Raw genomic sequence first — 23,535 nt, forward strand, 5'->3', positions numbered from 1 at the left:
TTAATAAAGGCGCACAGTTGTCTATTGACCCAACGGAGTCGGGCGGTAGTACTTGCCCTCGTGGTAGAGCAGCGGTGCGGCAGCGGATTCGTCGTCTTCTTCGGCGTGAACCCGCGTGACGAGTCCGATGACCAGCGTGTGGTCGCCGACAGGGATCAACTGGTCGACCTTGACGCGCATCCAGCTGGGGGTGCCGTGCAGCACCGGTTCCCCGGTGTCGAGCACTGCCCACAGTGACTCGTCTGCAAAACGCTGATCGGCACTACGCGCAAAGCGCTGGGCCAGATGCTGCTGATGTTCGCCGAGAAGGTGGATCACCAAGGACTCGGCTGCCTTGAGTGCATTGATGCTCGACGACGTCTCCGCGATGTTGAACGAGACGAGCGGCGGCTCGAGGGAGACGGACGAGAACGAGGTGGCGGTGAAACCCACCGGGCCGGTACCCGAATCGAGGGTCACGACGGTGACACCGGCGGGGTGGCGGCGAAGCGCAGCGCGGTAGTCACCGGCGCAGATGCCGGTGGACAACTCGGGCGTCGCTGCTACTTCGGGGACGTCGGGGGTGGTGTGGCTGGAAACGGCATTCGGCTTGTCAGACAACGGGAACTCTCCGGCTGGAACTCGAGGTGTGCGGTGTGGTCGAGGTGACTGCGCTCGGCATACACAGACAGGCGTCGGTGCGGCACAGATCTACGTGCCGTCGACGCCAGTGGTTGCCGGCCGGGGTCCTGGTTGCATTGCACATGGTGCGTCCAACTATAGGTGGACGCACGTCTGAGTGGTTTCGGACCGGGTTGGCTGAAGTGCTTCAGTCCATGTCGACGGCGAGGCCGGCGGTGATTCGGAGGAGTTCGGAGTACGTCGTGCGAAAGACCGTGTTGGGGTGCCCGGCGGCTGCCCACAACTCGGGGTACTGCTCGAGGGCGGTATCGACGTACGTCGGCAGGTTGGTGGGATGCCCGAGCGGAGCGACCCCACCGATCGGCTGGCCCGTCGCGGACTTCGCCATCTCCAGCGGCGCCCGCGTGAGCTTGCCTTCGAGGCGTTCGCCGGTGGCCTTCAGATTCACCTGATGCGCGCCGGAGACCAGCAGCAGGACCGGATCGTCGTCGAGAAGGAACACCAGTGACTTGGTGATCGCGCCTACCTCCACCCCGACGGCCGCCGCTGCCTCGGCCGCGGTGTGCGTGGCGTCGGGCTGCGTGACGATGACGCCGTGGTGACCCCGCGAGATCAGTGTTTCGGCGACGTGCGAGGCGTTGGGGTGGAGGAGGCTCGTCATGAGTTCAGACTAGGACTAGTCGGCGTTCGCCACAGCTGGAGTCGGCGTCGTGTCGGTGGACTTTCGGTTGCGACGGATCGTAAAGCCGAACAGCATGACCGCACCGATCAGTGCGTACAGGAAAAGCGTCAGAGCAGGCTGGCCGACGCCGACGTTGTTGAAGTAGACGATGCTCCGCACGCCTTCGGTGCCGGCGCCAGGTGTGATCCATCGGCCGATGGCGGCATAGAACGAGGGAATCACGTTGGAGCCGAATGCGCCTCCCGCACTGGGATTGCCGAGAATCACGAAGACGGCGATAGCCAGCGGGACTGCCAGAACGCCGATGGCAGCGCGCAATCCGAGTGTGAACATGGCGGTGCCGAACACCACGGCTGTTCCCAGGATCCACAGCGGGAACCAGTGGCCCGCGAAAGTTCCGAGTACGTGTGAGGTAATGAGGGCGCCGAGAGCTCCCGAGATGATCGAGTAGATCGCGATCACGCCCGTGTGTGCGCTTGCCTGGCGGAGAGTCTTCGGCGCACCGATGAACAGTCCGATGGCTGCCGCGAGGAGATAGCCGCCGACGACCCAGCCGACCGAGAGGTAGAAGCCCGAGAGGCCGCGGTTGTCGTGGGCTCCGACGGGGATCTCGTCGCGGACGACGAACTGTCGGTCCTGTGTCGCCTCGACCTTCGTGAACACCGCTTCGAGTGACGTCGCGATGGAGCTGCCGCCCGCGCTCGCGGTGATCAGGGTGTCCGGTCCGGCCGGGTTGATGACAAACGCGCCCTGGATCTCGCGGTCGTTGATCATGCGGCGAGCGGTCGCCGTGCTGTCGACCACCTGAGCGTCGAGCGGGCTGCCGTCGATGGCGTTGAGTTTGTCGGCGATCTGCTGATCCATGCCGTCGGGTGTGCCCTGATCAGCGATGACCGCGATTTCGATGTCTCGCGGAGTCGGCTGATGGAAGGCGGCGACGTAGCTGAGGATGAAGCCCATCTGCAGCAGGAGCACGCCGACGAACAGCGCGGCCATCACCTTGGGTGCGCCGTATTTCACCAGCAGATTGTCGTGGTGGTGTTCGTCGTGGGTGGAGCTGTTGTCTGGTGCGGCGTGTGCCGGATGCGTAGTGGTCACGAAAGAGTCCTGATCTTGTCGAAAGTAAAGAGCTTGTCAATACCCGAAGTATTGAATACTCTAGGTATCGTGACTGAATCTCGTCAACCGGACTGGACGCCGGTAACCCGCCCCGGACGTGACGTGGTGCGGCAAAGACTGCTCGACGCTGCGGCGGAAGAGTTTGCGGAGCGCGGATTCAGTGCTGCACGTCTCACTGAAGTTGCCCGCCGCGCGGGCTTCACCAAGGGGGCTGTCTACTCCAACTTCGAGTCGAAACAAGATCTGTTCGCCGAACTGTTCGCGCAACGGTCTCTCGAACTGGCCGGCCGGGTGCTCGCCGAGATTGCCGGGATGAACCCGTCCGACGCGGCGGGCAAAGGTGGCGAGGCCATTGCCACGTGGATGGTCGACGACCCGGGGTGGTCGCTTCTCGTCCTCGAATTCGGAGTGCTCGCCGGGCGTGATCCGCAGATCGCTCAGGCGTACTTACGTGAGCGTCGCCACTTGCGCAGCCAACTCGTGGAGTTGATCGGCGAACGTGCCCGTGAATGGGGAGTGGACGATTCCTTTGACGTGCGGACAACCGCAATCTCGTTGATGGCGTTGATATCCGGGCTCGTTCTCGAACACTCCGTGGATCCGGAAGAGGTTGATCAGAGTGTCATGGGTGCCGCCGTGACGGCACTCTTCGCCGGCGCCGTCGCACGGGCAGGATTGTCCGCCGTCTGAGTTGCTCGGTTGACAGGCAACAGATTTGAGAACTACCCTCTGGGTGCAGTACCTCGTTAGGTGAGGCTTCTGCACGAACACAGGCCACTGATCTCACGACGTCGAGAGACGCCCAAGGTTAGGACAGATCTCCCCGGCTTAAGGGGTGATCCAAAGTGGCTTCCCGGTCTTGATCGGGACACGTCGTGCAGTGCCAAAACTCGGACGTGGAGGTGTTTTCGCAGCTTGATGCCGGTTTCTTCCGGCGAAGGCGAGAGTACGTCGATATTCGGTTCTCCTGGCGTGTGCTGTGCGCATGTACTTTGTGTGGCGTCATCGGACGCCCCGAACTTTCAGGAGGTGACTATCGTGGACGACCCGCCGAGTCGATATTCGACCCATCCTTCTGTTCTTGCCAACGATGCTCACCCCGGTCTTTTGCTCTTCAGTCACTGACTCTTTGCATCCTCGGCTTCATCTGCGCGGCTTTGCCGCGTCCGCTGACGACTTCCATTGTCGCTCAGCGCATTCTGCTGCCCTCATGCACTGGCATGGTCCGGCGTGTTCGGGCAGCCGAGGAGATTCGTCATGTCATTTTCCGTTCTCGCATTGCGGCCACGGCCCACGAGAAACATTGCACAACAAACACATTCAACAGTCCTGGCAAAGGAAAGCGCACAGGAATTGGTCGACTACTCGGCCTCGGACACGCGCACCGTCCTCGCCGATCTGACCACGACGGCCAACGGCCTTCGCGACGATCAGATCGACGATCTTCGTCGGCAATACGGGCGCAACGATGTCCGCCACGACCGCCCGGCGCCGGCAATCGTGCAGTTCGCGGGGGCCTTCAAGAACCCGTTCATCCTGATCCTGGTATTCCTCGCCCTGATCATGGTCGGGACCGACGTGGTCTGGGCGGACCCCGAGGACGGTCCTTCCTACGAGGGCATCATCACTCTCGGGTTGATGATCTTTGTCAGTGTCTCACTGAGGTTCTGGCAGGAATACCGTTCGAGCCGCGCCGCCGAGGCGCTCAAGGCGATGGTTACGACGACCGTCGCGGCCACCCGCAAGATCAACAACACCGTGGTCACGGCTGAGATTCCGATCGAGCAGTTACTGCCAGGTGATGTAGTCCAGCTTGCCGCCGGCGACATGATCCCGGCCGATGTCCGCATCATCCGGGCCAAGGATCTACAGGTCAATCAGTCCATGCTCAGCGGTGAATCGATGCCGGCCGAGAAGTCGGCGGACCCGTCGTCGGGGATCGACGTCGATCGCCTGCTCGAAGCCGAGAACATCGGGTTCATGGGTACTTCCGTCGTGTCGGGCAGCGGCACCGCCGTTGCGGTACACACCGGCAAGCGGACCTACTTCGGTGCCATGACAGCACAATTGGCGTCCAAGCGACCCGAAACCAGCTTCGACGTCGGGGTGCGCAGTGTCAGCTACCTGCTGATCAAGTTCATGCTGATCATGGTTCCCGCGGTGTTCATCATCAACGGACTGACCAAGGACTGGAGCCAAGCACTACTCTTCGGCGTCGCCACCGCGGTGGGGTTGACTCCGGAAATGTTGCCGCTCATCGTGACGGCGAACCTGGCCAAGGGTGCGCTCCACATGTCGCGCAAGAAGGTGATCGTCAAGCAGATCAACGCGATTCAGAACTTCGGTGCCATGGACGTTCTGTGCACGGACAAGACCGGAACTCTCACCGAGGACCGCATCGTTCTCGGTGAGCATCTCGATACTGCCGGACGTAAGTCCGAGGACGTATTGCGGCTAGCGGCGGTCAATTCCGTGAATCAGACCGGATTGCGCAGTCTTCTCGACGACGCGGTGATCGAGGCCGCCGGTCCCGAAGTGGTCGAGGAGATCTCGCGTCGCCACGGGTTGGTGGACGAGATTCCCTTCGACTTCAAGCGCCGTCGACTCTCCGTGGTGGTCGACCACGGAGACGCCGATCTGATCGTAACCAAAGGTGCAGTGGAAGAGCTCCTTTCGGTCTGTGAATCGGTGGAACTGGACGGGGTGACCCACCAATTGACACCGGGATGGCTGGCCCGAGTCGACCGTCTGGTCGCGGAGCTGAACGGTCAAGGTAAGCGAGTGCTTGCGGTGGCAACCAAGACAGTCGTCGAAGAGCAGCGCCGCGAGTACTCGACGGCCGACGAAGAGGGCATGACCCTGGTTGGACTGCTGGCCTTCCTCGACCCGCCGAAGGAATCTGCGGCCGGGGCGATCGAAGCCCTCGCGAGCCACGGAGTCGCGGTCAAGGTAGTGACGGGTGACAACGAACTGGTCGCCGAAACCGTCTGCGGCAAAGTCGGTATCGACGTGGGAGCTGTTGTATCCGGCGCCGAGATCGAAGCGTTGAGCGACGACGCCCTCGACGAGTTGGTGCAGCGGACAACCGTATTCGCGAAGACGGATCCGATGCAGAAGGCGCGCATTGTCGAATCGCTGCGCCGGGTCGGCCACACGGTTGGTTTCCTCGGTGACGGTGTCAACGACGCACCCGCACTGCGGGCTGCGGACGTCGGCATCTCCGTTGACACAGCGGCGGACATCGCCCGCGAATCCGCGGACATCATCTTGCTGGAGAAGGACCTCGGTGTACTCGAACAAGGAGTCATCGAAGGGCGTCGTACTTTCGGAAACATCCAGAAGTACATCAAGATGACTGCGTCGTCGAACTTCGGGAACGTCTTCTCGGTGCTCGTCGCCAGCGCCCTGCTGCCGTTCATCCCTATGATTCCCGTAGTTCTGTTGTTGCAGAACCTGATCTACGATCTCTCGATGCTCACGATCCCGTGGGACCGTGTCGACGACGACTTCCTCGCGAAGCCCCGCAAGTGGGAGACCAAGAGCCTTCGCCGGTTCATGGTGTTCATCGGCCCGATCAGTTCGATCTTCGATATCTCGACGTTCGCGCTGATGTGGTTCGTGTTCGCCGCCAACTCTCCCGAGCATGCAGCGCTGTTCCAATCGGGTTGGTTCATCGAGTCATTGATCTCGCAGACGCTGATCGTTCACATGATCCGCACCCGCAAGATCCCGTTCATCCAGTCGCGTGCATCGCTGCCGGTACTGCTCAGCACGGGCGCTGCCTGCGTCTTCGCGCTGGTGTTCCCGTTCACGTCCTGGGGTCATTCCCTCGGGTTGGTTTCACTGCCGTGGAACTACTTCCCGTGGCTGGTCCTCACCCTCGGGGCATACTGCGTCGTCACGCAGGTGGCCAAGGGAATGTTCATTCGTCGATTCGCGACCTGGCTCTAGGAGTTCACCGTGGAAATCCACGTCATCCTTGTGCGGATAGCGCTCGGGCTCGTCCTCGGCGCTGCAGTCGGGATCGAAAGGCAATGGCGCGCAAGGATGGCGGGTCTGCGAACCAACGCGTTGGTGAGCTTGGGTGCGACGCTCTTCGTCATCATGGGCGCGTACGGGTTTCAGGGCCCGGACGCCGATCCGACGCGCGTCGCAGCGCAGATCGTCTCGGGGATCGGTTTCCTCGGTGCTGGAGTGATCATGAAGCAGGGTGCGTCGGTCACCGGCCTGAACACTGCCGCCACTCTGTGGGCCACGGCCGCCGTCGGCGCACTGGCCGGAGGCGGAATGTACTGGGTCGCGGTGTTCGGGGCCGGCGCAATCATGTTGGCGAACACGCTGTTGAGGCCGTTGGGCCGGATGATGGATCACCAGCCTGCCCGAACCGGACGCGAAGAACCGCCCGCGGACTACACCTTCGAGGTGACCTGTCACGGCGACGCCGAAGCTCACATCAGAGGTCTTACCGTGCAGTCCATTTCGAGGCCCGAGTTTCAGCTCCGGTCAGTGCAGTCCTTCGACATCCCGGACAGCGACCGCGTGCGGGTGGTGGCCGAACTGGCTGCCGCGGAGCGTGACGACGGACTCCTGGAATCCGCCGTCAGCCGGCTTAGCCTTGAACCGTTGGTGACTCACGTTCGGTGGGAGGTGGAGCCGTCGAAGTAGATTCGGGGTCGCTGTCAGTCAGCGCGCATGTTCTTGCGGCGCAAGTGAGTTCCCCGGTGCAATGTTCGCGCAGTTGGACGGTGCAGGCTTGCCGTTCAAGCGGTCGTCGACCCAGGCGAGCGCACCGGGGAGCCAGAGCATGGCGCCGAGGAAGTGGCTGATGGTGTCGTACTGGTCGTACTGAATCGCCAGGCCGGCGTCGCAGTACCTGCGTGCGAGGGTGCGGACGTCGCCCGTGATCATCACGCCGTCTCCCGCTCCGACACCGGGGCCGCCGGGTTGGGTGCCCTCGATGGTGCCGTTGGCCGCCTGCGCGATGAACATCGGAGTGGTCGGTGTCGCCGCGGTGCCCATGTTGATCTTGTTCACGACATCGACGTACTCGGGAACCGTATTGGGATCGGCGTACTCGGGTTTGACCAGATCCTGCCAGGTCAGTCCGGGATACTGTGCCAGCACATTGCCGATGGACGCGTCTTCGAGTCGAGCCATGACGTCGCGTCCACGGTCACTGAGATACTTTCCGAAATCGATGTCGTACGAACGCGCAACGCCGACGATGGCCATGCCGACGACGCCGCCCCACCCGATGCTTCCGCTCGCGTAGCGAAGGTTGTTGGCCGGATTGACCAGCACGCCGCCTTGCGCGGCACCGATCAAGTTATCGTTGATCTCCGGTGCATATGCGGGAGCGAGTATCGAAGCCCAGTTGGTGGCGATCGCTCCGCCTGAGTAACCCATCAGCGCGATCTCTGCGTCGTCGGTGATTCCGGTTTCCGGGACATCGCGGGCGGCACGCAGAGCGTCGAGCGTCATCATCCCGTATTCGGGTCCGGCAGCGAAGTTTGCATCCGGGCCCTCGGTGTCCGGGACGACGATCGTGTAGCCCAATGCGAAGAGCGGCCCGAACAAGGCTGCCTCGATGGACGTGAAGGTACCGCCGATGTTGAAGTTGCGTCCGCTGGGAGTCCAGTCGCCGATCGGGGTGTTACCCGCGATGGCTCGCGACGGGCTGTCGTCGGGGTTCAGCGAATCGTAAAAGGACTGGTACGAAACAACTTTGTTCGGTTGGGCGTTGGCCGGGCGCAGGATCGAGGTGACGTTGGCGGACGGCTGTCCCAGGGCGTCGGTTGATCGGTAGAGAACCTGGACTGCCTGTATCGGGGTCGGGATGTTGAGCACGGTGTACGGCACGGTGCGAGTCTCGAGTACCGCACCCGGGGCGTACGACGAGAGGGGTGCCGCGCCGTCGTAGCTGTAGAAACCGTCATCGGGGGACTTGGCAAGGACTGGCTGCGCGAGCGCTACCGGTGCGCCGACGCCTGTCAGTGCAAGCGCGAGTACTCCGACAACTGCGCGAGATAAGACCCTTGACGACATACTCGTCCTCCACATTGGTGTGCCACGCCCCACCCTGAGATCGTGGTGTGACGACCACCATATATTACTCGTGGGTAATGTGGGGATCGGTCAGATCGGTCGTCGTATCGAGGTCTCGACGTAGGAAGATTTCGGAGGACTCGCCTGGGAGTAAAAGAACTCCCGCGTCGGTGTATCCCATTGCGCGATAGAAGTTCTGGGCTGATTCGTCGGCGAGTGTGGAGGTGAGGACCTGCGAGTGTCCCGCGCGGCTCATGCGTTTTTCCCAATCTGTGACCAAAGCGCGCCCGATGCCTTGGCCGCGGTTCGAAGACAGGACGGTCAGCATGTTCATGAACGGAATCTCGTCCCAGAACAAGCCCCAGCGCAGCCATCCGATTGGATTACCGTTGTCCTCGGCGATGAGTATCCGGCCGCGTTGGACCACTGACGCGAGTTCCTCGGCAGCGACGTGCGAGTCGTGCTCACGTAAGAACGGCAAGTCTGTCTGCGCTGCGACGCGAATGTTCACCACAGAAGTCAGTATCGCCGTTCAGTCGGAGTTGATGGCGTTCGGCTTGGACAGGTAGACGACTCCGGGGATGTGGCTGGGGTCCGGCGGCAATTGGGAGTAGCCCGCTCGGGTGTACAGGCGAATGTTCCGCAGGCTCCTGCTTCCGGTGAACAGCTCGAAACGTGTGATGTGCTCCGGAGCGTTCTGTTCCACGTGCTGCAAGAGGCGTCGGCCGAGGCCGTTGCCCGCCAAGTCCGGTGCCACCATGAGGCGACCGATCTGCCATGCGGTTCCGTCCGCGGTTCCTCGCACGGCCCCGACGAGCCGGCCGCCGCGTCGTGCGGTCCAGACAGTCGACTCCTGAACCCAGGCTCGGACCGTGGGTAGGTCCTCGTGGAGCGGGGGTATGTCCATGCTGTTGTTGGAGATTGCTTCCGAAACCCAGCAACAGCGTTGTAGAACAAGGATTTCCGCGGCGTCCTCGTCCGTTGCGCGCTCTATGACTATCTCGTTCATTGTCAGTCTTCGTTGTCGACTTGTTCTTCACGAGGGAGATCGGACGCCTTCGGGGCGGCGGGGACCCATTCACGGAGCGGTTGAACGACTTCGGAGTAGAAGATTTCGGCCGAACTGGTCACACTGTTGATGAAACTCGCAGCAGTACCCGAACGCTTGCTGCCGAGTGTGAAGGACTGTGTCAGTACGAATGAACTGAGTTGGCCGCCTTGACTGTCTGTCAACAGACGTGGCGTTGTGCGCGCGGATGCAACGGTCTCGCAAGTCGACGAGGCCGGGCCGGTGAACAACGCTTCGACCAACAGTTCGGCAGGAGCATTCTTCAACTGACGCAAAACCCAGGTGACTCGTTTTCCCGAAGTGCCTTCGTCTGGTGCAGAAACCGTTGTACTGCAGCTCACTTTGTTGGTTCTCAAATCAGCAGTAACCCGTAGCTCTCCGGCTGCGTCGGGGATTCGGAGGGTGGCGCTGAAGGTGCCGTCGTTCGCCAATTCGTTGACCGTCAGCGCGGTACGCGCATCCGCATCGTTGACCACCCGACGGGGCAACACGTGTTTGACGACGACACCGAGATCTGCGGTGAACCGCAGCGCAAGGTTCCGCGCGAGCGCGATCCACGACTGAGCGACCGCCGCTGCCTTCGGATCTCCAGGACGTAGAGTTCCGGCGCTCACGGAATCGCGTATCGATACCCAGTGCCGACCCATGTCGACGAACTCCGCGGCCCCGGACTTGGGATGTTCGATGTACCGGAGAAACTCGCTGAGAATCCAACCTTGCAGCGGATTGTCGATTCCGCCGTGCGAGAGCACCATCCGAGCCTCGTGGATGACTTCTGCCCAAGAGAGATGCCGCAGCGCAACTTTGGTGAGCTTGCGCTTGTCCACCTCGACGGGTAATTCGCCGGCGCCGGCAGGCAAGTCGTTGGACAGGCTGATCACGACGTCGTACTTGTTCTTCTTGGCGACGTCGAGATAGTTTTCGAGCTGCTCTCGGGTATGGGTGCCTGCTCCAGTCTTTGCCTCGAGCAAGCCGGTCCAGAGCCGGCTTCCGCGGGCGATGCGCCACACCGCATCCGGGATCACCCGAGATTCACCTTTGACGTAGGGAACTTCGACATAGCCCTCGAACGAGCCGGCCGGCGCGCCCACGCGGGACGAAACCGCCCGCGCAAACAATGGAACCGCTTGCATCGTGGAAACCAATGCCGACGTTGTGCGTCGTTCTTGTTCCTCACCGGTTCCGACGCCGATCACCGAGAAGAGTCGTGCAGGTTGCCAGGCCTCGGACTCTGCGTGCTTGAATTCGGGTAGTGGGGCTTTCTTGGGCACCGGCTTCGCTGTACGAACACCACGCTGTCGGACGGGCTTCGCGGGCGTTGAGGGCTCTGTGACTGACGGTTCCTGTTCCGATATCGGTTGGATTGCCTCGAGCTCAGGTGACCCAGGCTCCTCGGCGGGGGCATCCTCACTCACGTCGACTCCGAAGTCTTCGGCGAGCCCGGCGAGGCCTGAAGCCCAACCTTGGCCGATGGCGCGAAGTTTCCACTTCCCGCTACGTCGATAGACCTGGCCGAAGACGAATGCGGTTTCGGTGGACGCGTCGGCGGTGACGTATTCGGCGATAGGAGAGCCACCGGAATCAACCAGTTGGAGCGCAAGTTTGCCGAGGTCGCCGAAAGAGCCGGTGTCGACGCTGCCTATCAAAGCGATCGCGTCGACCTGATCGGGTACAGCAGCGAGGTGGACGAGGAGGCGCTCGTGTGGACCGGATTCGGCTTCGCGGCGGCCGAGATAGCGAACCGAGCCGTCAGCAGATTCCTGTTGGTTGTAGAAGACGAAGTCTGCGTCGGACCTGACTTTTCCGTCGGCACCCAGAAGCAATGCCGAGGCATCGACACCGAATTCCGTATTGTCCCAGGTGATCACGATGTCGATCTGATCGAGTTCGTCGGGGAGCTCGATGTTCTGGCCTTTGGACAGAAATTGGTCTTCCACGAATTTCCCCTCATCGCTGTGCACAGTCGGATTTCGCATCTTGATTGTCCAGGGGCAGATCGAATTTTGTGTGGTTTCGAATCCGCAGGGCAATTGTTCAGCCGCAGGCTGAATTTGGCGCGCGGCTGAACAATTGGCGCGCGGCTGGGAATGCAGAGAGTTTCAATTCAGGCATAACAAACAAAACGCCCGCAACCAATTGGTCGCGGGCGTTTCGAAAAAGAACGTCAGACAGTTGCCGGAGTGTTCTCGTCCAACTTCGGATCTGCATTCGCGATTCGCTTGTTGCGAATGAGGCTGCTGATGAAAGCAGCGCCGATCAAGAAGACACCGACCAGGCCGGTGATGATCTCGTTGATGTGAACGCCGATGGACACCATCAAGATCACGGCCAGAGCGCCGATGGCCCAGTGCGCACCGTGCTCGAGGTAGACGTAATCGGAGAGCGTGCCCTTGCGGACCAGGAAGACCGTGATGGAACGGACGAACATCGCGCCGACGAAGCCGAGGCCGAGGGCGATGATGATCGGGTCTGCTGTGATGGCGAATGCGCCGATGACGCCGTCGAAGGAGAAGGACGCGTCGAGGACCTCGAGGTAGAGGAACAGGAAGAAGCCGGCCTTACCGGTCGCTTTCGCGAGCTGCGTGGGGCCGCCGGACTTGGCGGTTTCTTCCTCTTCGCCTTCTTCCGGCAGATTGAACAGTTCACCCAATCCGTTGACCGCGATGTAGGTGATCATGCCCAGAACGCCCGAGATCATGACGGTGGAGACCTTGTCGTCAGCAGCGAGGAAAGAACCACTGAGAACCAGGACGATGCCGGCCACGACGACGGAGAGCTGATCGAGCTTGCCGATGCGAGCGAGCGGCTTCTCCAGCCAGGACAGCCAGGTGATCTCACGCTCTTCGAAGATGAATCCGAGGAAGAGCATCAGCAGGAACATGCCACCGAAGGCAGCGATCTGCGGGTGAGCGTCGGTGAGGATGGTTTCGTAGCTCGGCTCGCCGTTGGCGAAGTACGCGGCGTCGTCCGCAGGCGGGTTCAGTGCGAGGTCGAGTGCAGCTACGGGTCCGAGACCGGATGCAGCCCAGACGATCACGAGCGGGAACACCAGACGCATACCGAAGACGGCGATGATGACGCCGATGGTGAGGAAGATCTTCTGCCAGAATTCACTCATTCTTTGCAGAACAGTGGCGTTGATGACGGCGTTGTCGAAGGAAAGCGAGATTTCCAGAATCGACAGGATGATGACGAGGAACAGTGCCTCGGGTCCGCCGTAGATGAACGCAACGATCATCGCGAGGATCGAAATTGCGATGGATAAACCGAATATTCGCAGTACCACGGAGCGTGGCCCTTTCTAGTTGGTCAATGCAGAGTGGTTACTGCAAGCGGTCTCTCACCGCATCCGAACGTGAAAACGGGGAGGGTTCCACAGACTACTGCGGAACCTTCCCCGAGTCAGCTCGTCGAGAGCGAAGATCAGACGTTGACGCCGTAATCGCGCGCGATGCCCGCGAGGCCGGACGCGTAGCCCTGGCCGATTGCGCGGAACTTCCACTCTGCACCGTTGCGGTACAGCTCACCGAAGACCATGGCGGTCTCGGTGGAAGCGTCCTCGGAGAGGTCGTAGCGAGCGAGCTCGTTGCCGTTCGACTTGTCGACGACGCGGATGTACGCGTTGCGGACCTGGCCGAAGGACTGCGAGCGAGCTTCTGCGTCGTAGATCGAGACGGGGAAGACAACGCTCTCGACCTCGGCGGGAACCGCTGCGAGGTTCACGTCGATCTGCTCGTCGTCGCCTTCGCCTTCGCCGTCCGTGTTGTCACCCTTGTGCTCGATCGAGCCGTCGGGCGAACGGAGGTTGTTGAAGAAGATGAAGTGCTGGTCGGAGAGGACCTTCTTGTTCGAGCCTGCGCCGATTGCGCTGGCGTCGAGGTCGAAAGCAGCTCCGGTGGTGGAACGTGCGTCCCAGCCCAGGCCGACGACCACTGCAGTCAGGTTGGGGGCCTCCTTCGTGAGAGAGACATTGCCGCCTTTGGTCAAGCTGACGCCCATTCAGGGGTCCTTTCAAGAGGAGAGACAAGGCCCACTACGACGCGAAGTCGTCTTGGGAGTGTGTTTACCTCCACCACCCTAACCGCAGTTCCGGTGTGTTCGCCGTAACAGCAGAATTACGAACCGAGAAGCGAAGTGCTGGACCCGTAGGATTCAATCGTGGTGGGAAGATGGTCGGAGCGCTTCAATCGGGGGGCAAGAGTGGGGGAGTCGGTCAGTCGTGCGCGGGAGGCGCAGACGGCCATGGTTTCGGCGTTCCTCGACATGGACAAGCGGCAGACCATCGCGTCGGCAGCAGTCGACGCTTCCGCCGAGCTGTACCCCGAGCGAGGGCTGCGCGCTGCGTGGGAACCCGTTCGGGATCGGTGCTTCCAGGCTGCGTCGGATTACCTCGACACATCCGAGCGCTATGGCAACGATCAGGTACTCCACCAGAACCCGAACGGTGCTCGGGCGGCGTTCGAAAAGTCGGTAGCCGAACTCGTCGAGGCGGCAAAGGGCGTCGACGCCTTCTACAACGGGCATCGTGCGCACCTCGAGCAGGCGACGGTCACGATGTCCGCCATTCCCGTCCTCGGCCAACAGGCCCGAACCCTGGCGAACGCCGTCCGGGAAAAACTGGCTGCCACCGATCAGCGCTATCGCGAGTACCCGTCGGTGGTGACGGCCTCCGAACACCTCGACGACGCGGTTGCAGCGCTCGACAACGCGCGCTCATCCGGTCGCGCCGACGCAGTCCGCACGCGGGCCGAGAGTGTCCGCGAAGCGGTATCGGCGCTCGAGGAAGCATTGGCAGAAGCCCCGTCGACCCAGCACCGTGCCGAGATGACGATTTCCTCGGTCTCGACCAGGTTGTCGGCAGTGCGCACTCGAGTGGACCGCCTGGATCCGGCGTACTCCGCATTGCTGCGCGAGTTCAACGCCGCGAGTTCCGCTGACCTCGTCGACAACAGCAGTCGCAGTCGAGCGCATATCGATCAGGCCGACATCGATCTCAAGGAAGCGAAGCAGTCGCTGGCTGCGGGAAACCCCGAACACGCACTGGCTTTGATGGCCGAAGCCCGCGTGCACCTCGCCGACGCCGAAGCGTGTGCCGACGCCGTGACGGACCGTCTCGCTACTCTGCGTGCAGTCCGGGCAGATCCGAGCCAAAAGGAACGTGAGGTTCGTTTCCGGCTGAAAGACGCCCAGATGTTCGCTGTTAACCAAGGGTTGGTGGCGGAGTGGGGCTCCGTACTCGATGCTCAACTAGCAAGGATCGAGCGAGCGAGTGAGTCACTGTCGGGAACTCATCCGGACTACTGGTCGTATGTATTACAGCTGGACTCGGTATCGACGTTCATCACCGAAGTTGTCGAGAAGATGCGGGCGCGAGCCGGCAAAAACTGAATGGTCGGGCCGATCGGGGGATCGGAGTTGCCCGACGCGTTGTCACAGGGGGTCGTTTCATGGACTTGATTGCGGTTACAGAGAGAAGAGAAATGCAGCACTTTCAACATCTCGAGGATGACGTGCGGGAGCAACTGTTCCTGCATGCGCCTCGATCGTTCGCGGATTCCGACGAGAGGGATCTGCTCGCGATTGCTCTGGGTGCAACTCTCTACGTTCCTGCCACCCGGGCCGGGTTGGCCGACATCGTGTCCAAGCGTGCGTCCGAGGGCGTCAGCTCGATGGTGCTCGATCTCGAGGATGCCGTCGCCGATCACGAGGTCGAATCGGCGCGGGCGAACGCGGTCGAAGCTCTCGACAAGATCGCGTCCACCGACGCCGTCGGCATGCTGCTGTTCGTGCGGGTTCGTGAAGTCGCGGACATCCACAAGGTCGCCGCGTCGTTGACCGAGGGGCGCGCCGCGCTCACCGGGTTCGTAATCCCTAAGTTCGGCAGCGAGTCCGGCCCTGTGTTCCTCGACGCCGTCGCGGACGCATCCGAGTTGCTGGGCAAGCATCTCTACGCGATGCCGGTACTCGAATCACCCGCGCTTGTGCACCGCGATACTCGCGATCTCGAATTGCGCACCATCAGTGGGATTCTCGCGCAACACCGCGATCGAATCCTTGCCGTCCGCATCGGCGCCACCGACATGTGCAGCACCTTCGGCATCCGTCGTGACCGCGATCTGACCATCTACGACGTGCGCGTGGTGGTCGACGTCATCGCCGACATCGTCAACTATCTCGGGCGCGCGGACGGTTCGGGTTTTGTCATCACCGGGCCCGTGTGGGAGTACTTCGCCGATCACGAACGCATGTTCCGGCCGATGCTGCGCGCCACTCCGTTCGAGGAACACGACGCCGTCCGGTTCCGTCAGCATCTCGTCAGCCGCGACCTCGACGGTCTGCTCCGTGAGATCGCGCTGGACCGAGCCAACGGAATCCAGGGCAAGACGGTCATCCACCCGTCGCACGTCGCAGCGGTCAATGCACTGTCCGCTGTCACGCACGAGGAATATCACGATGCCCTCGACATTCTCGGTGCCGACGCCGGGGGAGTTCAGGCGTCCGGCTACCGGAACAAGATGAACGAGATGAAGCCGCACCGCAATTGGGCCCATCAGACTGCGCTCCGAGCTCACGTGTTCGGTGTGACCAACAAGGGAATCACGTTCGTCGAGTTGCTGACGGCGTTGGTCGATCGATGACAGAGCTTGTCCAGTCCAAGGACGTTCCCTGGGCTACAGCAGAATTCGGCTTGGACCTCGTTCACGGTGATTCGTCACTCGGGCATTCGGTGCCCGATCTGGTGATCCCGGGACTTCGGCGGAATCCGCGTCGCGCTCATCTGCTGGTGTCCACTGTGCTGGGAAAGCACGTGCCCACCGAGCCGTCCGTGGTCATCGGTGCTGCCGACGACCTCGGCGATCTGGTGCGGACAACGCTCGGTGAGGGTGTCGACGTCGTCGTGCTCGGGTTTGCCGAAACCGCAACAGGTTTGGGTCATTGCGTTGCGGCCCGTCTGCGCGCTCACTGCTACCTGCACTCGACTCGTCGCGACGTACCAGGTGCTACGACGCTCGCCGGGTTCGAGGAGGGGCACTCGCACGCCACGAGCCATCTGATGCAGCCGACGTCCGCCGAACTGTTCGAGAACGACCTGCCTCTGGTCCTCGTCGACGACGAGATCTCCACCGGCGCCACCGCGATCGATGCCATCCGGGCGCTGCACGGGCAATGCCCGCGAAGCCGCTACGTCGTGGCCTCGCTGGTGGACATGAGAACCGAGGAACACCGAGTCGCCGGCGAAGCCGCGGCGGCAGAGTTGAATGTACGAATCGACTACGTCTCTCTCGCTTCGGGTTCGACGGTCCTGCCCGACGGCCTGACCCAGCGCGTCACGGCGCTGGATGCTCCGGATCTGAATCCGATCGGTGATCGCCGCGGCACGCTGTCTCAGATGGATCTGCCGTGGCCGGCACATGTCCCCGACGGTGGCAGGCACGGCTTTCTCGACGGCGACACCGCGGCATTCGAGTCAGCCGTCGAGGCAGCGGTGTTCATTCTCAAATCGTCGATCGACGCGTCGCGTGCTGTGATCGTGATCGGTCACGAGGAGTTGATGTACCTGCCACTGCGCATCGCTGCGGGCTTGGAAAGCTCTGGGCGAGCAGTTCGTTACCAGACCACGACGCGTTCACCCGCCTACGTCGTTGACGTGCCGGGATACCCGCTGCGTCGCGGGTTCACCTTTCCGGCGCCCGAACTGGGCGAGAACGAACCCCGATACGTCTACAACGCGCAGTGGCCTGATGCGGCGGTCGACGCCCTTGCGTTGCTGGTCATCGACGAGCCCGCCGACACCGATCGGTTGACGGCGATGGACGGAGTGGTCGAGGTGTTGCGGAACTCCGGCACCGACGTCCTGATCGCCACCGTTCGCGGGGCCGATCCGTCGGCGCTGCGAGATTCCAGAGCAGGGAGCTCGTCATGAACGAACCATTGGTCGGGCCCGAATTCGGTTCGTACGCGCCGGGCGAAGTGAAGTGGCTGCTCAAGGATCTCTCGCACGTGGATCTCGAAGCGGATGTATCCGTGCGCGAGAAGCGTATTCAGTCGGGTGAGGCGCACTATGCCGAGTCTCTCCCCATCGAGTACCAACCCGATCAGGCATACCGGGATCTTTTCGAGACGGTGCTCGCCGAGAGCGCTCCACGGTTGGCGCGCGCTGTCGGGACCGTGATGGACCTGGTCTTGGCCGAGCGGGGGAGTGACATCACGCTGGTCTCACTCGCCCGGGCCGGAACACCGATCGGGATTCTGATGCGGCGCTGGGCCCAGCAGACCCGCGGGTTGACGTTGCCGCACTATGCGGTGTCCATCGTCCGTGGCAAAGGAATCGATTCCGTCGCACTCGATTATCTTGCGCACCATCACGACTCGGAGAACGTCGTCTTCGTCGACGGCTGGACGGGCAAGGGCGCCATCGCCCGCGAACTCGACGCAGCGTTGACGGAGTACCACGAGGCAGGCGGAGCGAAGTTCGACTCCGATCTGGCTGTTCTCGCCGACCCCGGACACTGCGTGCGAACGTACGGGACCCGTGACGACTTCCTGATCGCGTCGGCGTGCCTCAATTCGACGGTGTCCGGCTTGGTCTCACGAACTGTCCTCAACGACACCCTCATCGGGCCCGGCGATTTCCACGGCGCCAAGTTCTACGCCGACCTCGCCGACGTCGACGTTTCCAACAGGTTGCTCGACGTGGTCTCGGCCGAGTTCGATTCGGTTCGCGGCGACGCAGCGGATTCTCTTGCTGCAGTGCTCGATTCCGATCGGACGCCGACCTGGGCCGGTTGGGAGTCGGTGGAGAAGGTGCAGGCCGAGTACGGGATCTCGACGGTCAACTTCGTCAAACCCGGTGTCGGAGAAACAACCAGGGTGCTGCTGCGCCGGCTTCCCTGGAAGGTTCTGGTGCGCGAACTCGAAGCCCCGGAGCACGCACACATCCGGTTGTTGGCACAGGCCCGTGGGGTCCCGGTCGAGGTCGTCCCGGATCTCGCCTACTCGTGTGTCGGCCTGATCAAGGACATCACGTGAGCCGTGTGGACACCGCTGCGTCCCAGGTCCTGATCGCCACGGATCTGGACCGCACGATGATCTATTCGCAGGCCGCGATCGGCGGCGATCCCAGTGGCTCCGACCTGGATTCGGCACCGAGCCCGCTGTGCGTCGAGTACTACAACGGCGGTCCGCTCTCGCACATGAGCGTCGAATCGATCGAACTGCTGACCGCGCTCAGCTCGCGGGTTCCGGTGATTCCGACGACGACCAGGACCATTGCGCAGTTCCAGCGGATCGATCTTCCCGGCGGACCGTGGAAGTACGCGATCACGAGCAACGGCGGAAACATCCTGGTGGACGGCGAGGCCGATCGCGACTGGCGAAACGAGATCGACCGTTCGACCCGTAAGTCCGGCGCCGAGTTGCCGCAGGTTCAGGCGGAACTGGAATCGCGGATCGACTCGAGTTGGGTCAGCTCCATTCGTGTTGCCGACGACCTGTTTCCATACCTGGTCGTCGATCTGGCCGTGATGCCGAGTGATTTCGAAACCGAATGGAATGGGTGGTGCGTGACGCGGGGCTGGAATGTCTCGCGTCAAGGCCGCAAGATCTACACGATGCCCGACGCCGTGTCGAAGTCACGAGCGCTGGCAGAGGTGCGCCGCAGACTGGTCGAGTCGGGTGATCTGGATCAGTCCGCCGTCGTGATCTCGGCTGGTGACGGCGCATTGGATGCGGACATGCTCGAATACTCCGATTTCGCGATCCGGCCCAGGCACGGTGAGCTGGAAGAACTGAATTGGCAACGGCCGACCGTTACTGTGACAGAAAGGTCCGGTATCGCAGCGAGCGCGGAGATCTTGCGGTGGTTCTCTTCCGCGCTCGGGTAATACACGCTCTCTATGAAGGGGATTTAGTTGTCTGTATCGCTTGCCAAAGGGCAGAACGGCCCGCTGGACGTCTCGGATGTAGTTGTCTCGGTTCAGCTGGCTGCGGCCGCTGACCTGTCTGCACTCCTCGTGACGAGCAACGGAAAAGTTCGTTCCGACGCCGACTTCGTCTTCTTCAACCAGCCGACCGGACCCGGCGTGCAATTGGTACCCAACCCGGGTGGCATTGCCTCACTCCGAGTCTCACTCGCCGGCGTACCCGCCGATATCGAGCAGGTTCGCGCCGTCATCACGCTCGACGACGCTTCGTCGAACTTCGGGCGCACTGCTGCACCGACCGCTCGGGTCTCCGATGCGGCCGGGAACGTGTTGTACGAGTACGTGATCGACGGCCTCACCACCGAGTCCATCGTCATCGCGCTCGAGGTGTACCGACGCCAGGGTGCATGGAAGGTGCGCGCCGTCGGCCAGGGGTACGCGGGTGGATTTGCCGCGCTGGTCACCGATCATGGTGTGTCCGTCGACGATGCACCACCGCCGCCTCCCACTCCGGTCGCGGCTCCGGCGCCGATCACCCCGCCCTCGTCCGTCGCTCCTACACCGCCGGCGTACAACCAGCCGCCGCAGCAGCAGCCTTCGTACAACGCGCCGCCGGTTCCGCCGGCCCCGCCCGCGTACAACCAGCCGCCGGCCTACAACCAGGGACCGACGCCGCCGGCCTACCCGCCGGCGCAGCAGCCTGCCTACAACCAACAGCCTGCGTACAACCAGCAGCCGACGTACAACCAGGCGCCCCCGGCGCCTCCCGTGCAGAACCAGCCGCCGGCCCAGCAGCCCGAGGTGAGCCTGGTCAAGGGACGCCCCGTCAGCCTGACCAAGGGACAGAAGGTCACACTCCGCAAGGAGGGCGGCGTCGCGCTCACCATGATCCAGATGGGTCTGGGTTGGGATCCGATCAAGAAGAGCGGCCTGTTCGGAAGCCGTACCGCCGATGTCGACCTCGACGCTTCGGCACTCCTGTACGCCGACGGCAACCTCGTCGACGTCTGCTACTACGGTCAGTTGACGTCCAAGGACGGCTCGGTCCGTCACATGGGTGACAACCTGACCGGCGACGGAGACGGCGACGACGAGGTCATGCTCGTCGATCTTCAGCGGGTCCCGGCTCACGTGACCACCGTGATCTTCACCGTGACCTCGTACCGCGGACACACGTTCGAGCAGGTCTCCAACGCTTTCTGCCGTCTCGTGGACAGCACCACCAACTCCGAGCTCGCTCGATACACGCTCCAGGGCGGCATGGCTTTCACCGGAATGGTGATGGCAAAGGTGTACCGCGTGAACGGTGAATGGAAGCTGCAGGCCATCGGTGAAGGTATCCAGGCCAAGCACGCAGGAGAAGCTGCGCCGCAGCTGGGCCGTTTCCTCACTGCTTGAGTCGAGACTGCATACTCGAGATGAATCCGGTTCGGCGGTAGGTGATTTTGATCGCCGTCCGTCGAACCGGACATCGTTTCCCCCTCTGTGCGTTAACCTCATGCGGCATGTCGAGCCGTCAGTCGAGCGGCCGTGCGCGAGAGGACTTGGCACAGTAGATGATCATTCGAGGGAAACTTCTCGGTCGGGCGGCGGCCGTCGCAGGCGTTGTGCTGGCGCTCGTGAGCACCGGAATCGCGCAGGCTTCGGTGCCCCAGTCGGAAACTCGGTCAGGAGTATCCGGCACCGGGATCAAGTACGTCGCCCTCGGTGACTCCCGTGCCTCCGGTCCAAGGCTGGAACCGATGTACCCCGACGCCTGTTCGCGTTCGTACGAGAACTTCGCGGGCAAGATCTCTCGGGCACTCGAGGTCGCGGAGTTCACCGACGTCTCTTGCAGCGCGGCACGCGCCGAGAACATCATCGACACTCCACAGCTGATTCCGAACTACTGGCCTGTCCAACTCGATGCCGTTCACCCGGACACCGACCTGATCACCATCTCGATCGGCGGCAACGACTCCAACAGCATCTTCCTCGGCCCCCTGTGCGTCGCTCCGGGGCCAGGAACCGATCGTGGATGCCGGTACGACCCGCTCGCGAATTCCGTCGCCCAATCCGGAATCGACCGGGCTGCCGGAGAATTGGATCGCATCCTGACTGCGGTCACGCAGCGCGCGCCTAACGCTCGCATCTACCTGATCGGTGAGGGCGGCATGATCTCCTCTCGCGGATGCTGGCCGAACATTCCGTTCTCAGACGCCGACGCATCCTGGTTCATGGACTACTTCGCTCGCTACAACACGAAGTTCGACGAGGTGGCCCACGCCCACGGTGTGCGCACTGTCGACATTGCGGCGGCGAGCATCGCCGGCGGGCACGACGCATGTGCGAGTGCAGATCAGCGTTGGTTCGAAGGCCTGTTCTCGGAGTCGACGGCGCAGCGCTTGCACTTCACGGACGCTGGGATGACCGCGGTGGCCGATCTAGTGGTGGCGGACGTGCAAGGCTGACCGAGAGAGCCCGGTCATGGCATAGTTCGCTGCTGTGGGTATGACTTTTGTTCCCGGACAGAACGCGTCGCTGCAGGCGCCCGTGGTGACGTTTCGAGCCGAGAGCCAGACGCCGTTCGACGTGTCGGCGCTGGTAGCGGACGCGAACCTGCGGGCATTGACGTCCGCGGACTTCGTGTTCTACAACCAACCATCCACCGCTGGAGTGCAACTCGACCAGAGCGGCATCCGGGTGGAACTCGATCGACTTCACCCCGATGCCGCGGCCGTGTTGTGCATCGTCAGCGTGGATCCGGCAGCGACGGCCGCGGGCGCCTTTCGCACGGCCGGGCTCTCCGCCACCCTGAGCGATCAATCCGGTTCGGTCCTGGCCGAATTCGCGATCCCCACCGCAGGTACCGAGACAGCGGTCATCTGCTGGGAGCTGTACCGAAAGTCCAGTGCCTGGAAGATTCGGGCCGTAGGGCAGGGCTATGCGGGTGGTCTGGCGGAACTGATCTCGGTGCACGGCGTCGAGGTGGACGACGAGCCGGCACAACCAGGCCCGACAGCTGCGCCCGAGTGGGACTCCGCCGTGGAGCCGTTGGAGGTGGGCCGCGGCCTCGAGCGTGCGTGGATGATCTTCGAGGACGCCTCGCGTTCTGCCGCTTCCTTCGTCTCCAGCAGCGAGTACGCGCTTGCCCGTTTGGACGAGGATCTGACCGCAGCCGTCGCAGATCCGTCGTTGCGGAACTCGGCAGCGGGAGTGGCGGCGCGCGATGCCGCACAGAAGCGTCACGACGACCTCGTCTCACTCGCGCGGGACAATCACGCCCGCGACAGCGCTCAGCTTGCGCACGAACTCGGCGTGATCGACGGCGTGCTCCCACGGTCGATGGCGTCGTGGAAGTCGGTGTCGTGGGCGGGTACAACCGATCCGGCCCAGATCACGGCCGTCAGCGACGGAATGCGTCTTGGCGAGCTGTCGGCTCCGGACCGCGGCACACTCACCGTTCCCTACTGCGTCCCGTTGCCACTGCGCCGGCCGATCTGGGTGGACAGTACGTCGAGCAAAGCAGCGCTCGGTCTGATCAGTGCCGTCACCGTGCGCGTCATGGCCGCCGGCCCGATGCCGCTACTCGACGTCGTCGACCTGACCGGCTCGCTCACGCCACTGACCGACCGACTGGCACCGATGCTCGCGGGGCCGGTCATCACCGCTCACACCGAGATCTCGGCGCGCTTGCGGGCACTGGCCGAGGCCGTCGACATGGGCGAACTCGCGCGAATGAGTGGTGTCGCAGATGGCCCGAGTTCCCTGCGCCTGTTGATCCTCAGCGATTTCCCGCACGGATATTCCGCCGAAGACGCACAGACCATCATGTTCCTCGCCGAACGCGGACCGGCAATCGGTTTGTCCATACTGATTGTCGGAGAGGACGAGTCGAACTTCGCGGAAGAATCCGTCGCCGCGCTGTCCGAGGGGTGCCAACATCTTTCGGCAGCAGGGCAGACGGAGGTTCACGATCCGTGGACCCGCACGCAATGGCACTTCACCCCGGACGTGCTCGACCCGATCTCCGAGTCGCGAATTCTGGCAGTGTTCGACCGCACCTAGTGGCCGATGGCGGATTGCCGAGCGCACAG

20 protein-coding genes and 1 riboswitch are annotated in these 23,535 nt (G+C 62.6%); of the genes, 11 read left to right on the top strand and 9 right to left on the bottom strand.

The features are described from left to right. Positions 1-21 precede the first annotated feature (21 nt). The 3 genes from dszD to G9U53_RS08305 form a co-directional block, all read right to left on the bottom strand. Positions 22-600 carry an NADH:FMN oxidoreductase DszD gene (gene dszD, locus G9U53_RS08295; protein ID WP_003941189.1) on the bottom strand — a complete coding sequence of 193 codons (579 nt, stop codon included), beginning with the start codon at positions 598-600 and terminating at the stop codon, positions 22-24. Between the two features lie 208 nt (positions 601-808). Continuing rightward, positions 809-1,282, bottom strand: a complete 474-nt coding sequence (locus tag G9U53_RS08300; protein ID WP_047269684.1) for a YbaK/EbsC family protein — start codon at positions 1,280-1,282, stop codon at positions 809-811. Between the two features lie 15 nt (positions 1,283-1,297). After that, entirely contained in the window at positions 1,298-2,401 is a 1,104-nt protein-coding gene (locus G9U53_RS08305) for a membrane protein (protein ID WP_003941129.1), read from the bottom strand. Between the two features lie 126 nt (positions 2,402-2,527). On the opposite strand from G9U53_RS08305, the gene G9U53_RS08310 reads away from it, so the two are divergent. The 3 genes from G9U53_RS08310 (at position 2,528) to G9U53_RS08320 (ending at position 7,087) form a co-directional block, all read left to right on the top strand. Then, positions 2,528-3,112 (top strand): TetR/AcrR family transcriptional regulator, encoded by a 585-nt coding sequence (locus G9U53_RS08310; protein WP_037129354.1) that lies wholly within the window; start codon positions 2,528-2,530, stop codon positions 3,110-3,112. A gap of 45 nt (positions 3,113-3,157) precedes the next feature. Next, a riboswitch (M-box (ykoK) riboswitch) is annotated at positions 3,158-3,331 on the top strand. 348 nt (positions 3,332-3,679) lie between these two features. After that, positions 3,680-6,373 (top strand): magnesium-translocating P-type ATPase, encoded by a 2,694-nt coding sequence (gene mgtA / locus G9U53_RS08315; protein ID WP_165638575.1) that lies wholly within the window; start codon positions 3,680-3,682, stop codon positions 6,371-6,373. A 9-nt stretch (positions 6,374-6,382) separates the two neighbouring features. Then, a complete protein-coding gene (locus tag G9U53_RS08320; RefSeq protein ID WP_003941187.1) occupies positions 6,383-7,087 on the top strand; it encodes an MgtC/SapB family protein in 705 nt (234 codons plus the stop codon). A gap of 18 nt (positions 7,088-7,105) precedes the next feature. On the opposite strand, the gene G9U53_RS08325 is transcribed toward G9U53_RS08320, so the two are convergent. The 6 genes from G9U53_RS08325 to G9U53_RS08350 all read right to left on the bottom strand — a co-directional run bounded on the left by G9U53_RS08325 (position 7,106) and on the right by G9U53_RS08350 (position 13,535). Further along, on the bottom strand, positions 7,106-8,467 hold the full coding sequence (locus G9U53_RS08325; RefSeq protein ID WP_165638576.1) for a lipase family protein: 1,362 nt from the start codon (positions 8,465-8,467) through the stop codon (positions 7,106-7,108). Between the two features lie 64 nt (positions 8,468-8,531). Then, complete coding sequence (locus G9U53_RS08330; RefSeq protein ID WP_007727049.1) at positions 8,532-8,981, bottom strand: GNAT family N-acetyltransferase; 450 nt, start codon at positions 8,979-8,981, stop codon at positions 8,532-8,534. An 18-nt stretch (positions 8,982-8,999) separates the two neighbouring features. Then, positions 9,000-9,476 (bottom strand): GNAT family N-acetyltransferase, encoded by a 477-nt coding sequence (locus G9U53_RS08335; RefSeq protein WP_042922718.1) that lies wholly within the window; start codon positions 9,474-9,476, stop codon positions 9,000-9,002. A 2-nt stretch (positions 9,477-9,478) separates the two neighbouring features. Beyond that, complete coding sequence (locus G9U53_RS08340; RefSeq protein ID WP_064688709.1) at positions 9,479-11,473, bottom strand: TerD family protein; 1,995 nt, start codon at positions 11,471-11,473, stop codon at positions 9,479-9,481. A 227-nt stretch (positions 11,474-11,700) separates the two neighbouring features. Further along, positions 11,701-12,822, bottom strand: a complete 1,122-nt coding sequence (locus G9U53_RS08345; RefSeq protein ID WP_003941145.1) for a DUF475 domain-containing protein — start codon at positions 12,820-12,822, stop codon at positions 11,701-11,703. A gap of 137 nt (positions 12,823-12,959) precedes the next feature. Continuing rightward, on the bottom strand, positions 12,960-13,535 hold the full coding sequence (locus G9U53_RS08350) for a TerD family protein (RefSeq protein ID WP_003941199.1): 576 nt from the start codon (positions 13,533-13,535) through the stop codon (positions 12,960-12,962). Between the two features lie 243 nt (positions 13,536-13,778). Between G9U53_RS08350 and G9U53_RS08355 the strand changes: the two genes are divergently transcribed. The 8 genes from G9U53_RS08355 to G9U53_RS08390 all read left to right on the top strand — a co-directional run bounded on the left by G9U53_RS08355 (position 13,779) and on the right by G9U53_RS08390 (position 23,506). After that, on the top strand, positions 13,779-14,924 hold the full coding sequence (locus G9U53_RS08355; protein WP_165638577.1) for a hypothetical protein: 1,146 nt from the start codon (positions 13,779-13,781) through the stop codon (positions 14,922-14,924). A gap of 92 nt (positions 14,925-15,016) precedes the next feature. Then, positions 15,017-16,174, top strand: coding sequence for an HpcH/HpaI aldolase/citrate lyase family protein (locus G9U53_RS08360; protein ID WP_037129307.1), 1,158 nt, complete (start codon positions 15,017-15,019; stop codon positions 16,172-16,174). Beyond that, positions 16,171-17,460, top strand: a complete 1,290-nt coding sequence (locus tag G9U53_RS08365; protein ID WP_081557300.1) for a phosphoribosyltransferase family protein — start codon at positions 16,171-16,173, stop codon at positions 17,458-17,460. The genes G9U53_RS08360 and G9U53_RS08365 overlap by 4 nt, the downstream gene beginning before the upstream one ends. Further along, positions 17,457-18,566 carry a cysteine protease StiP family protein gene (locus G9U53_RS08370; RefSeq protein WP_003941082.1) on the top strand — a complete coding sequence of 370 codons (1,110 nt, stop codon included), beginning with the start codon at positions 17,457-17,459 and terminating at the stop codon, positions 18,564-18,566. Before G9U53_RS08365 ends, G9U53_RS08370 begins: the two co-directional genes overlap by 4 nt. Continuing rightward, positions 18,563-19,420, top strand: a complete 858-nt coding sequence (locus G9U53_RS08375) for a hypothetical protein (RefSeq protein ID WP_007727039.1) — start codon at positions 18,563-18,565, stop codon at positions 19,418-19,420. The genes G9U53_RS08370 and G9U53_RS08375 overlap by 4 nt, the downstream gene beginning before the upstream one ends. A 27-nt stretch (positions 19,421-19,447) precedes the next feature. Next, positions 19,448-20,857 carry a TerD family protein gene (locus G9U53_RS08380; protein WP_054187881.1) on the top strand — a complete coding sequence of 470 codons (1,410 nt, stop codon included), beginning with the start codon at positions 19,448-19,450 and terminating at the stop codon, positions 20,855-20,857. A 158-nt stretch (positions 20,858-21,015) separates the two neighbouring features. Beyond that, positions 21,016-21,909 (top strand): SGNH/GDSL hydrolase family protein, encoded by an 894-nt coding sequence (locus G9U53_RS08385; protein ID WP_042922710.1) that lies wholly within the window; start codon positions 21,016-21,018, stop codon positions 21,907-21,909. Positions 21,910-21,949: 40 nt separating this feature from the next. After that, entirely contained in the window at positions 21,950-23,506 is a 1,557-nt protein-coding gene (locus G9U53_RS08390; RefSeq protein WP_081557301.1) for a TerD family protein, read from the top strand. Positions 23,507-23,535 lie beyond the last annotated feature (29 nt).

The sequence above is a fragment of the Rhodococcus sp. D-46 genome (assembly GCF_011290655.1).
Classification (GTDB): Bacteria; Actinomycetota; Actinomycetes; order Mycobacteriales; family Mycobacteriaceae; genus Rhodococcus_F; species Rhodococcus_F qingshengii.

Coding starts and splice junctions, on each gene's coding strand:
- G9U53_RS08300 (WP_047269684.1), bottom strand. CDS start 1,282: ATGACGAGCCTCCTCCACCCCAACGCCTCGCACGTCGCCGAAACACTG.
- mgtA (WP_165638575.1), top strand. CDS start 3,680: ATGTCATTTTCCGTTCTCGCATTGCGGCCACGGCCCACGAGAAACATT.
- G9U53_RS08325 (WP_165638576.1), bottom strand. CDS start 8,467: ATGTCGTCAAGGGTCTTATCTCGCGCAGTTGTCGGAGTACTCGCGCTT.
- G9U53_RS08335 (WP_042922718.1), bottom strand. CDS start 9,476: ATGAACGAGATAGTCATAGAGCGCGCAACGGACGAGGACGCCGCGGAA.
- G9U53_RS08350 (WP_003941199.1), bottom strand. CDS start 13,535: ATGGGCGTCAGCTTGACCAAAGGCGGCAATGTCTCTCTCACGAAGGAG.
- G9U53_RS08355 (WP_165638577.1), top strand. CDS start 13,779: ATGGTTTCGGCGTTCCTCGACATGGACAAGCGGCAGACCATCGCGTCG.
- G9U53_RS08360 (WP_037129307.1), top strand. CDS start 15,017: ATGCAGCACTTTCAACATCTCGAGGATGACGTGCGGGAGCAACTGTTC.
- G9U53_RS08365 (WP_081557300.1), top strand. CDS start 16,171: ATGACAGAGCTTGTCCAGTCCAAGGACGTTCCCTGGGCTACAGCAGAA.
- G9U53_RS08370 (WP_003941082.1), top strand. CDS start 17,457: ATGAACGAACCATTGGTCGGGCCCGAATTCGGTTCGTACGCGCCGGGC.
- G9U53_RS08385 (WP_042922710.1), top strand. CDS start 21,016: ATGATCATTCGAGGGAAACTTCTCGGTCGGGCGGCGGCCGTCGCAGGC.
- G9U53_RS08390 (WP_081557301.1), top strand. CDS start 21,950: ATGACTTTTGTTCCCGGACAGAACGCGTCGCTGCAGGCGCCCGTGGTG.